Annotated in this window: 8 protein-coding genes; 6 read left to right on the plus strand and 2 right to left on the minus strand. The window is 44.9% G+C overall.

Translation table 11 applies throughout. The annotated features are described in order from the left end of the window. Positions 1-10: 10 nt before the first annotated feature. Positions 11-466, minus strand: a complete 456-nt coding sequence (locus tag ACTHQF_RS14910) for a hypothetical protein (protein ID WP_440431352.1) — start codon at positions 464-466, stop codon at positions 11-13. Positions 467-484: 18 nt separating this feature from the next. On the opposite strand from ACTHQF_RS14910, the gene ACTHQF_RS14915 reads away from it, so the two are divergent. Further along, a complete protein-coding gene (locus ACTHQF_RS14915) occupies positions 485-2,143 on the plus strand; it encodes an ABC transporter substrate-binding protein (RefSeq protein WP_440431354.1) in 1,659 nt (552 codons plus the stop codon). Positions 2,144-2,146: 3 nt separating this feature from the next. Here the strand turns inward: ACTHQF_RS14915 and ACTHQF_RS14920 are convergent, their stop codons facing one another. Then, positions 2,147-4,564 carry a TonB-dependent receptor domain-containing protein gene (locus tag ACTHQF_RS14920; RefSeq protein ID WP_440431356.1) on the minus strand — a complete coding sequence of 806 codons (2,418 nt, stop codon included), beginning with the start codon at positions 4,562-4,564 and terminating at the stop codon, positions 2,147-2,149. A gap of 150 nt (positions 4,565-4,714) precedes the next feature. Here ACTHQF_RS14920 and ACTHQF_RS14925 point away from each other — a divergent pair, with 150 nt between their 5' ends. Genes ACTHQF_RS14925 through ACTHQF_RS14945 form a run of 5 tightly spaced genes read left to right on the plus strand, consistent with a single transcriptional unit; the run spans position 4,715 to position 12,376 of the window. Next, positions 4,715-5,932, plus strand: a complete 1,218-nt coding sequence (locus ACTHQF_RS14925; protein ID WP_440431358.1) for a Pycsar system effector family protein — start codon at positions 4,715-4,717, stop codon at positions 5,930-5,932. Position 5,933: 1 nt separating this feature from the next. Beyond that, entirely contained in the window at positions 5,934-7,973 is a 2,040-nt protein-coding gene (ppk1, locus tag ACTHQF_RS14930; protein WP_440431360.1) for a polyphosphate kinase 1, read from the plus strand. Then, positions 7,970-8,845, plus strand: a complete 876-nt coding sequence (locus tag ACTHQF_RS14935; RefSeq protein ID WP_440431362.1) for an SdiA-regulated domain-containing protein — start codon at positions 7,970-7,972, stop codon at positions 8,843-8,845. Before ppk1 ends, ACTHQF_RS14935 begins: the two co-directional genes overlap by 4 nt. A gap of 6 nt (positions 8,846-8,851) precedes the next feature. After that, the gene (locus ACTHQF_RS14940; RefSeq protein WP_440431364.1) at positions 8,852-9,958 is read left to right on the plus strand and encodes a metallophosphoesterase; all 1,107 of its coding nucleotides are present in this window, start codon (positions 8,852-8,854) and stop codon (positions 9,956-9,958) included. Positions 9,959-10,009: 51 nt separating this feature from the next. Next, entirely contained in the window at positions 10,010-12,376 is a 2,367-nt protein-coding gene (locus ACTHQF_RS14945) for a GAF domain-containing protein (RefSeq protein ID WP_440431365.1), read from the plus strand. The last annotated feature ends 16 nt before the right edge of the window (positions 12,377-12,392 follow it).

Below are 12,392 nucleotides of genomic sequence, written 5' to 3' on the forward strand. Positions count from 1 at the left end.
CGATCTCCTGTTAAACGCCGAATGAAGTCCAGGTCCTGCCTTCATTGCCGAACACAAAATATCCAGGGTACATCAGCTCTGCGATGTCTTCCATGGCAGCAACAAGTGCAGGTGCATCCATGTCAGCTACATCAAGTTCATCAAACAGGTAAACGCGGTTGTAAGTAACCGCAGGCCAGTCTTTCTGTAGCAAGCCAGGCACGATACCCATGAGCTCCAGCATGCCTTTTCCAGGTTCCTCATAGATCAATACCCTGGCTTCAAGCGGGTCGATCTGCATAATGCCACCTGCTGCCTCCACCAGTTCTTTCAATCTGGTATTTAGCTGATTCTGTGAATTTAGGCAGATTACATGTACCTTTTCCATGAACTTGATTTTATGTAAGACGAGGTCTACACGCTCCTGAAGCGTCTCTCTTAACACTTCATCTTCAACATTATTTATCACTTCATTTAAAAAAGACATACTATTAAATTGGTTACTTTGTGCAAAATTAGTATTCCTGAACAGATGCGCCGTATTATTCAATATATATTTTGTGGATTGCTTTTCCTGAGCTTTAGTGCCTGCAAGACCAAATCATCCAATGAAAACAAGACCGTTTTCAACCTGAATATCGATCAGAATCTCACTTCCATGGACCCGGCTTTTGCCAGGAACCAGAATGCGATCTGGATGATCAACCAGGTTTTCAATGGGCTGGTGCAGGTCGACAGCAACCTCAATACCGTTCCTGCCATTGCAAAATCCTGGGAAGTTTCTGAGGATGGGCTACACTACACCTTCCACTTGCGGAATGATGTTTATTTCCATGACGACCCGCTGTTCAAGGATGGTAAAGGTCGCAAGGTGGTTGCTGAAGATTTTACTTACAGCTTTTACCGCCTGATTGATCCAAAGGTTGCTTCTTCAGGTGGATGGATCTTTAACGACAAAGTCAAAGATATCAACAGCTTCAAAGCCATCAATGATACCACCTTTCGCATCGCGCTCAGCAAACCCTTTCCGGCATTCCTGAACCTGCTCACTGCGCAGTACTGCTCCGTGGTTCCTAAGGAAGTTGTGGAACATTACGGCAAAGATTTCCGCAGCCATCCCATTGGAACCGGTCCTTTTAAGTTCAAGTACTGGAAGGAAGATGAAATCCTTGTCCTGCTGAAAAATGAAAAATACTGGGAGAAAGATGGTGACCAGCGCTTGCCCTACCTGGATGCCATCAAGGCAACGTTCATCAGCGACAAACAAAGTGCTTTCATGAACTTCATCAAAAAAGATCTGGACTTCTTTGACAAGGTTGATGGCAGCTACCGCGATGATATTCTCAGCAAGAGCGGCAAGATGACACAGAAATATGAGGGCAAGTTTCAGCTCCTGAAGCGACCCTACCTTTGTACGGAGTACATTGGCATCCTGGTAGACACCTCGAAATCCATTGTAAAGAACTCGCCACTGAGAATCAAAAAGATACGCCAGGCGATCCAGTACGCCATAGATAAACCCAAACTTATCAAATACCTGCGCAATAGTGTGGGTATTCCCGCTACTGCTGGCTTTGTACCGCTGGGTATGCCGGGCTTCGACAGCACCGTTGTAAAAGGCTACCATTATGATCCTGCGAAAGCATCCAGGCTACTTGCTGAAGCCGGATATCCTAACGGGAAGAACCTGCCCTTGATTAAGCTAAGTACCTCGACGACCTATAAAGATCTGATCGAATTTGTACAAGGTGAGTTAAATGCCATCGGCATAAAGGTAAAAGTAGATGTAAGTCCGAATGCAAGTTTACGCGAGTTGATGGCGAAAAATGAAGTAAACTTCTTCCGTGGCTCCTGGATTGCCGATTACCCGGATGCGGAAAACTACCTTTCTGTGTTCTATTCGAAGAACAAGGTGCCTTTCGGCCCTAATTACACCGGTTATTTCAACAAGGAATTTGACAAGCTTTTTGAACAAAGCTACTATGAGAATGATGCAGAGAAGCGCTACGCGCTTTACCACCAGATGGATAACATGATCATGGAGCATGGCTCCATGATCCCGCTATTTTATGATCAGTCGGTCGTGATGCTGCAAAACAACATCAGCGGTTTTCCGTTAAACCCGCTTAATCTCATGATCCTTAAGCGGGTTAAAAAAGGCTAAGGTTTATCCCTGACCCGGGCCGCCCATTTGGCCACCCATCTGTTGTTCACCTTGTTTCAAGTCGTCATTTTTGATAGACTTCTTCTTTGGTTTTGCATTGAAGTTGATCTTTCCAAAGTTGTAGCTGAAGTTTACACCAAAGGATCGGATTGGGTAATAGATGTTTGTGCTTTGCAAGAACTCAGGCGTTTCATTGCGTGTTTCAATATGCAGATCTCTCGCAAACACGTTGAAAACGTTCAAACCCACCGTAGCTTTCTTGTTCATGATGTCCTTTTTCAAGGCACCGCCATAGAAGGCCATCGCACCTGTTGTACCCTGGAAGGATCTCCGTGAACCATTGTAAACACCGAAGATCTCGGTATTCCAGCCGCCTTTAATGCTCAGTGCAGATCTTAGGAATACCGAATAGTTGGCATAAACACCTGTACTTGAATTCGTACTTGGGTCCATAACCTCATAGCTGTTGATGTTGAAGTTACCCATGAGTGTCCATTTTGGAACCGGGTTATAGCTTGCAAAAGTGTTAAAACCGAAAGACTTGCTGGTTCCGACGTTGAAATATGTAGTCAGCCTTTGTGAGGGATTGAATACACTTTCAATCACATCCTGCGTGTTTCTGTAGAATACTGAAGCATTGATCACTGAACCTTTTACGTAGGTCGAATAACCAAGCTCAATGATGTCTGTTATTTCGGGGCTCAAGGCAGGGTTACCCTGACGCTGATTCTCCGGGTCGCTTTCATCTAAGAAAGGGTTCAGGTAGAATAAACTCGGACGCTGCATCCTTTTGTTATAGCTCAGCTTCAAGGTTGTCCTTGGAGAAAAAGCCTGAGACAAGATTGCACTCGGGAACAGGTTGAAATAATCATTTTTGAAGTCGAGCGAAGATCCTGCGGTACCATTGATGTTCGTATACTCCGCACGTAAGCCACCTTTAAAAGATAACTTCTTGGCCAGCTTGAAGCTGATCACACCATAGGCTGCACCCACATCCTGACCGTAGTTAAAGTCCTGCTCGGTATCCTGGTACTTACTTTCAATACTTCTGAAGATACCTTTCAACCCTGTTTCTAAAACAACAACCTTTGAAAACGGATATGTATAATCGGCCTGGAGCGTATACTCATTATTTTTACCCGTGTTGTCACCATTTACTTCCATAGGGTTTTCATCTGGATATAAATATCTGGTCACAAAGTCATTCACATTTCGGCCAAAAGACGCCTGGCCGGAAACACTGAACTCCTCGCCTTCTCTTTTGGTTGTCCTGCGGTAATCTGCAGTCCAGTCGAAGTTGCTCATGGAAGCTTCACTATTTGTCTCCCGTGAGAATGCAGACTGCAGGTCAGCTACCTGGCGCAAAACAGCCAACATACCGTCATTGCCGGTTTCAAAGCGGTTATACTTCAAGTTGGTTGAGATGTTGTTGTAGTTGTTAATGTCGTAATCCACACCAATATTACCATTACCGCCCCAGCGCTTGGATTTTGTAAAACCGTCCTGAGCTAATGAAGAAGCAGGATTATAGTTTTCATTTAGTAGCACTACACGAGTATCCTGAGGAATGGCATACTGAACCCCCAGGTTGCTGGTCACGCCCAATCGGCCCTGGCGGGTATTCAGGCTGAAGTTTCCATTATTCTGACGAATACCGGCAGATGCGTTTACAGAACCACTTACCCCCTGAGCGGTTTTCTTTTTGGTGATGATGTTGATGATACCACCTGATCCTTCAGCGTCATACTTGGCAGAAGGACTGGTAATGACCTCAACGCTCTTAATCTGCTCCGCAGGGATCATTTTCAACGCATCGGCAACACTGTTGGCCATGGTTCCTGAGGGTTTACCGTTGATCAACACCCGCACCTGTGAGCTTCCACGAAGGGAAACATTGCCATCAATATCAACCGAAAGCATCGGCACCTTACGCATCACATCACTTGCATTTCCGCCAGCAATGGTTACATCCTGCTCTGCATTATATACCACCTTATCAATCTTCGTTTCTACAAGGGCCTTCTGACCGGTAACGGTTACCTCTGCAAGGTTGTTTGCTGTAGAAGCCAGCCGAATGGTCCCGATGCTTAAATCTGGTTTTTCTGGTGTTGTGGTTACGTTTAACACCTTGGTGGTATAGCCGATAAATCCTACGGTCAACTTGTATTTACCCGGACTTACATTTTGAATAGAGATCTTTCCCTTCTCATCTGAAACGGCACCGTTTACGGCTTTGTTATCGGAGATTCTTACCAGGGATGTACTGGCGTAGTCTACAGGTTTGTTGGTCAGGGAATCAATAATTGTTGCAGAGACCTTCCCTACAACAGTAACCCTGGTGGTAGCGCCAGGAATTGGCAATTGTGCTTTCGTTTGTAGAAAGGTCAGCACCGAAAAAAATAAGAGTATCAATCTTTTCATATAAAATCTTAATGTATGTCCATTTAGTATGCAAAGGTGTTTATTTGTTACAGGCTGCAGCAAAACTTTCTCAAGAAACAATATGAAGAATGCAGGGTTTATAGTGCAGAAATAACCATTTTTCAAGGTTATTCCCCATATTTACCTATTATGAATTATCTTGAAATCTTAGACGACGTAAAGACCCATGTTGAACATTTATTCCAGAGCGGAAGCAATGAACAGCTGGTGTACCACAACCTTCAGCATACCGAACATGTCATTAAACACGCTGTAGAAATTGCAAACTTCTACAAACTGTCAGACCGGGATTTCTTTATTGTACAATGCGCCTGCTGGTTCCACGACGTCGGATATCTGGAAGGGCTTGAGCAACATGAAAATAAAGGTGCAGAGACTGCCGCCAAATTTCTCCGAAGCTTAAATGTGGATGAGGGAAGTATCCAGGAAGTGCAAGGTTGTATTTTGGCAACCAAGATGCCCCAATCCCCGAAAACCCTCCTGCAGCAGATTGTGTGTGATGCCGACCTGTACCACCTGGGAAGTGAAGATTTCAAGGAACGTAATAAGTTGATGCGCAAGGAGACCATTGCCGTTTGTAATAAAGAGATCGATAAAAACATCTGGCGGCTTGGGACACTACAGCTGCTTGAGTCACATAATTACCATACGCAGTATTGCATTGATAAACTTACTGCAAGGAAAAAAGAGAACATGCGAATGTTGAAAACACAGCTGCAAGAGTCCTTCCAGCCGGTTGTCCCTGAAAATACTCCTACGAACACGATGGAAGACAAATCCGCTGCTAAAGAAAAAAAGAAGAAAGACGATAAAGATAGCAGACCGGAAAAAGGGATTGAAACGATGTTCCGGATCACCTCCAACAACCACCAGCGTTTGAGTGATATGGCGGATAATAAAGCTCACATCATGATCTCCATCAACTCCATCATCCTTTCTGTAGTGCTCAGTGTTTTACTTAGAAAATTGGAAGACAACGAACACCTGATCCTGCCGACTGTTACCTTGTTGTTGATCTGCCTGGTGACCATGGTATTTTCCATCCTTGCCACGCGACCTACAGTGCCGCCCGGAAGGTTTACGCCAGAAGAGGTACTGGAGAAAAAGCCCAATCTGCTCTTCTTCGGAAATTTTTATCGTATGAGCCTCCATGACTATAATGCAGCTATGGAGAAGATGATGGACAACCGGGATTATCTTTACGGAAGTTTAATCAAAGACATCTACTCGCAAGGTATAGTGCTTGGCAGAAAATACCGTTTGTTGAGAATTGCTTATAATGTATTCATGTTCGGAATTATTGTTTCTGTACTAGGATTTATCCTGGCTGTAGCGTTTGAAGTATAACATGAATGAATACACCTTTTTTAACCGTGATCTGAGCTGGCTCACCTTCAACCAGAGGGTGCTGGAAGAGGCTGCCTCTGAAAAGGTGCCGTTGATGGAGAAGATCAGGTTCCTTTCCATCTACTCTTCCAATCTCGATGAGTTTTACCGGGTACGTATGCCTGTGTTGAAGGCTGTGGATAAGGATATTCAAAGTGATGACTTCGCCTACCGTGAAGCGAAAAGGCGCATAAACCTGCAACAACAGCGATACGGGGAAATCCTGCGCAACATCATCATTCCTGAACTGGCCGCGAATAACTACCATTGGCTTTACCGGAAAGACATTCCGGAGAACATTGCCGCTACTGTGCGTGCGCTATTCGACGATAACATAAAACCCTTGCTAAAACCTGTTTATATGGAACAGGCAAATACGGCCTTCTTTGCAGAAAACAACAAGCTGTACCTTGGTGTTGTGCTCCGCAATAGTGCCGATATCGAGCAGCTGCTGATGCTAAATATCCCTTCAGACGTTTTGCAAAGGTTGTACGTAGTTCCGAACGGAGAGATCAAACACATCTTGTTTATAGACGACATCATTCGTTTCAACCTACAAAAAATGTTTGAGCATGATACTGTAACGGCAGCTTACGCGGTGAAGGTAACCAGAGATGCCGAACTGCACCTGGAGGAAGAAGTAGATGAGAATATTATTGCTGCTATGGAAAAAGAATTGGCTAAGCGAGACTATGGCATTGCCTCGAGGTTCCTTTGTCAGCCCGATATCCCCCTCCGACATCTCTATAAGATGGTTTATGCACTTAATCTGCAGCATTCGTCGATCGTATTGGGTGGCTATTATCATAATCTTAAGGATTTAAACAGCTTTCCCTTAAACGGACCGGAGTTCAACTATCCCGATTGGCCCGCAATGCAGCTGTTTCCACAGGGACATGAACGTTCCATCTTTGACCGCATACAGCAGCAGGATCTGCTGATAAACCTGCCTTATCAGTCGTTCGAACCGATACTGCATTTTTTTGAAACCGCAGCTACAGACCCAGCAGTCACAGAAGTTTATTGCACACTGTACCGGGCGGCCAAGAACTCCCGCGTAGTCACTGCATTGATCAATGCGGCGAAGAACAACAAGAAAGTGGTGGTGATGTTGGAGTTAAAAGCCCGTTTTGACGAAGAGAATAACATCAAATGGGCAACAAAACTTAAGGCAGCAGGTGCAGAAGTCATTTACAGCAGTGTGAAGTACAAAGTCCACGCGAAGGTCGCAGTCGTAAAAAGAAGCTCCAGCCAGGGCATCCAACGGTTTGGCTTACTGTCGACCGGAAACTTAAACGAGAATACCGCGAAGTTCTACACCGATCATGCCTTACTTACCGCAGCGCCAAACCTTTTGCAAGAACTCGAATCGCTTTTTCAGTTTTTAGCTACTCCGAAGAAGACCATGGCACTAAAGAAAGCGTTGAACTTCCAGGAGTTATTGGTTGCGCAGTTTAACCTTCAGGATCAATTCTTATTACTTATTGAGCGCGAGATACAGTTCGCAAAAGCCGGTCGCCCCGCAGCCATAACCATCAAACTGAATAATCTGGAAGAGCAAACACTGATCCGCAAGCTTTATGATGCCTCCAATGCCGGCGTAAAAATTAAACTGATCATCCGGGGAATCTGCTGCCTCATACCCGGGGTGCCGCGGCAAAGCGAAAACATCCGCATTATCCGGATCGTAGACCGCTATCTGGAACATGGACGGATTTTTATCTTTCATAACAACGGAAACAAAGACGTATTTATGGGCTCCGCAGACTGGATGAACCGGAATATTTATTCCAGAATAGAAGTGTGTTTTCCAATCCATGACCCAAAACTGAAGACACAGCTCGAGCAACTCCTGGATATTCAACTCAACGATACTGAACAAGCAGTACAGCTGGATCCGATGCTCCAGAACATCCCTATAGCTCAAAGAAACGGAATACGTGCACAGGAGGAAATTTATAAGCTGCTTAGGGCAGCTCAATTTAAACAGGAACTATCATGAAGCAAGCACTATCGAAAACACTTCAATTGTTGGTAATGCTGAGCATTGTCTCTTTTTTTGCCTGTAAACCCAAAACTAAGAGCAGTGTCCAGCAACCAGCGTTGAACTATGATTTAACAGCAGCTGAGAAATTCAACATGCCCGAAAGCCTGTTGGAAATCTCCGGAATAACCTTCAACAACGATGATCCCTCAAGCATCTATGCGATTCAGGATGAGGACGGCCGCCTTTTTAGCCTAAGCTGGGGCATAAAAAAAGCCCGGAGCATCAAGTTTGGTCCTAAAGGCGATTATGAAGATCTGGCCATTCTAAACGGGCGTGTGTATGTAATTACCAGCTCAAGCGACTTCTACAGCTTTCCGCTGAATGCAGACAATGATGATATCAGCTCAATGGTACAACATTGGGAAAACTTCCTGCCGAAAGCAGAATATGAAAGTCTATATGCTGATGTAAAGGGGCAAAGCCTGTATGTATTGACAAAAAGTGCTGGAAAGAAAAAACGTAATACACTGGGGTATAAAATCAAGATCGATACCAACAGCAAAGACCTGGGTACCATTTCGGAATTAAAGTTTGACCAGGATGTCGTCGAAAAACTCGGCTTTAAACTCAAGTCAGGCTTGCGTGTATCGGCAATTACACGGCAACCGAAAAGCCTGGAATGGTACATCCTCTCTTCTGCAGAGAAACTGCTTGTTGTTGCAAGCTCTGACTGGCAGATCAAAGGGGTATATGACCTTGATTCATCAACGTTCAACCAGCCTGAAGGCATCACTTTCGATAAAGACCTGAACCTGTATATTTCTAATGAAGGCGACGAAATCACGAATGGAAATATCCTGAAGTTCAAACCCTTGGCTACAAAATAAAGAACAATGAGAAAGCTGTTAGGCATCTGCTGCATATTCCTCTTAAGTTTTACCAGCAAGGCACAAGATAGCAGCACCATTGTTTCCAGGCTGATCTTCATTGGCGACGCTGGTGAAATTGATCCAGAACAAAGTCAGGTTATAAGTCATGCTGCTGAGCGGGTACTTCCGGGGAAAACAACTGTGGTTTATCTCGGCGACAACATTTATCCAAAGGGCATGGGCCTACCCGGCAGTGTTGAGGAAAAGGAAACGGGACAGGTGCTACGTTCACAGTTCAGTCCTATGCGGGCAAAGGGCGCCAAAGTATATTTCATTCCGGGTAATCACGATTGGGATAAGTCGGGCCCACAGGGCCTGGCGAAAGTCAAAGCCCAATCTATATTCCTTAAAAACCAGCAAGACGCTAACCTGCGAATGGTGCCCGAAAACGGATGTCCCGGTCCTGTCCTGCTACCCATTACCGCAAACCTTTCCATTGTTACTTTCGACAGCGAGTGGTGGGTGTACCCCCATCAAAAAGACACCGGGGAAGCAGCATGCGCCTGCAACAGCAAGGGGGAAGTGCTCAGGCAAATGAAGTCGCTGGCAGAAAAACACAAAGATCAAATCCTCCTACTTGCTGCCCACCATCCCTTCCGAAGCTACGGCATCCATGGTGGCAGATTCAGTTTCATGCAACATCTTTTTCCACTAAGAGACCTCCATAAAAACCTATATATTCCACTCCCGGTCCTCGGCTCCATCTACCCGTTGATCAGACGTACCTTCCCCGGCCCGGAAGACCTTAGAAATAAAGCATACAAGCAAATGATCAATGGCGTTGATGCTGCATTTACAGGAATACCGAACCTCATCCATGTCGCGGGACATGACCATGGACTCCAATTTATCAAAGAGAATGACTACATTCAGATTGTCAGTGGTGCAGGAACGAAAACCAGTGAGGTTGTCAGGGGCAAACATGCGCTTTATGGCAAAGCAGTTCAGGGGTATGTGGTCATGGACCTATTTCCAGACAAAAGCCTCCACATCAAATTTTACGAAGAGCAAGCAGGCGGAATAGCCGAAACGTTTAGATTTGTAAAACATTATACGGCAATCACAGATTAGTTCTTTATCCCTAGAGATAGAAGGCGAACCGTTAAAAAATATATTTACTAAATGCAAGCACTTACGGTTGATTTAACCAGGCAATACCCCGATCTGACACCAGGAATCAATGGCGCAGAGACCAAATTCTGTTTACAACCTTTTATTGATTATCTGGAAAAAAGAATTAGTGCTGAAACGACTGCCAAACGAAATATCTTCAGCTATATTCTGGACCAGTTCAAGAAATTCCCAGAGTTGGAGGAGCCAATTGATCCGGACAATCTCACCAAATATACACCGCTGTTTGAGCTGATCTATACCTCTTTATCCCCGATTCTTGCAGAAGAAACAGAGCACCTTTGGGCCTTGTCAGCCCCACTTACCGGGACGTTCTATTTCGGCACACCCGCTTTTTACAGCGTACTGGTCGACCCTTTGAGCAAAAACCTCCGGGCAGGTCTTAACTTGCCCTCACTTGATCAAATGCGTGACAGTCTGCTAAAGACCTTTTACAATATTGTACTGGAAAAATACTACGATGTTAGCTTGTCGGGTTGGGATTTCACCATCAAAACCCTTATAGATCCTAAAACACAGCTGCTTAAATATTACCAGCTACATGTCAACAACAGCTTCGTGAAAATCCATACCGATATGGAACTGCCTAAGCTCAACCTGGAGAACTTCAAAGACAACCTGCTTGGTGAAAATAACACCTTGCATTTACTTGAACGCCTGATGCCCCCAGAGCGCTTTCGCCTGGAAGGCTTTGCCGTGGTGGAGATGATTGATGTTACCGCAACACATGCCTTACAATCCATCAAAGATGTGATTATTGCACATAATGAATGTGCCAGCGGGAGTTATGATAAAGGGATCTCAAAAGCACTAAAGACCATCGCCGGTACCAATGCGCTGGAGTTCGGTATTCTACCTTATGTAAGGCTGAGCGGGAAGACGCTGCTTGATGATCACTCCAGCTTCAAGAGTATTCTCCTTACCTACGTCAATCAGCAGGAAAGTGCCAGCAATGCAAGACTACTATTGGAAGAGTACCTGTCTAACCCCAGAACCCTGATATTTCCTGAGATCCTGGAGCAAGAGCAACAGGAATATCCAATATTAAAGCTTTTGAGTAAAAGTGGCATCCGTTCGTATGCCTTGTTTCCGCTCTACTATAGTGGTAAGCTGGTGGGCTGCCTGGAAATCTATGCCAAAAACCCAAGATATTTAACGGCTAAAACGCTTTCCAAGATTGAAGCAGCCTTTCCTTTACTTGCTCAACTGTTTCATAACATTGCCGCTGATTTCAACAACGAGATCACCAGAGTGATCACAAGTAAGTTTACTGCGATTCAGCCGGCAGTAGCCTGGCGTTTTAATCAGGCGGCATACAACTATCTTAGATTTGATTGTAAAGAGAAAGACCTGCCAATTGAGCCCATTGTATTTAAAGACGTGCAGCCCTTCTATGCCGCTATTGACATGAAGGATTCCAGCGTTTCCCGCAACCTGGCCATCCGAAAAGACCTGAATACCCATTTTCAGGTGCTTGAGCAAACCTTTAAAGCTATCAAAGAATCTACAGAAACGGACGTCATGAAAAACCTGCCTGATCAGGAACAGGTATGGAACTATAAAAAGGAAACGCATCTGAGTGACCGGCAGATCATCCGTATCGAAGATTACTTGATCCGGCAGCTGCCACCATACCTGCGACTGTTAAAGGAAGCAAGGCCAGAGATTGGACACATCATCGATAACTACTTTGAACAAACCGCCCTTAATGGGCCTCTATACCAAAACCGGAACCTGTTCGAGCATAGTATGCAGACGCTTAACCGCAGCATCAATGCCATGTTAGACGAGTTCAATGCAGATATACAGAATACCTTCCCATGCTACTTTGAAAAGTTCAGAACAGATGGCGTTGAGTTCGATATATATCTAGGGCAGTCCATTACACCAGATCGCCCAATGCCGGCAGATCTGCTGCAGGTTTTCAGATTTAAACACCTTGCAGCGGTCGCAAACATCGCCCGTGCTGCGCATAACCTGATTCCTGGCTTACCGATCCCCTTACGAACTACACAGCTTATCTTTGTTCATGAGAAATTGATCGACATCAGCTTCCGGCCTGATGAGCAGCGTTTTGACGTAGAAGGCGGTTATAACATCCGCTATCAGCTGGTGAAAAAGCGCATTGATAAAGCGCATATTAAATTCACCGATGAACGACTGACACAACCTGGCAAGCTCGCAATTGTTTATATGAATAGATGGGAAGCCGAAGAATACCTCAACTACTTTAACATCTTGGCAACGCAGGAGATCTTAAAATCGGACGTGGAATTTTTAGAAATTGAAGAATTACAGGGTGTAGAAGGATTAAAAGCATTAAGAGTAAGTCTTAACCTTGACAGCTTACCCAGCTGAAATGCTTTGCTGCCAA

The organism is Pedobacter sp. SAFR-022 (assembly GCF_051965375.1).
Lineage (GTDB): Bacteria > Bacteroidota > Bacteroidia > Sphingobacteriales > Sphingobacteriaceae > Pedobacter.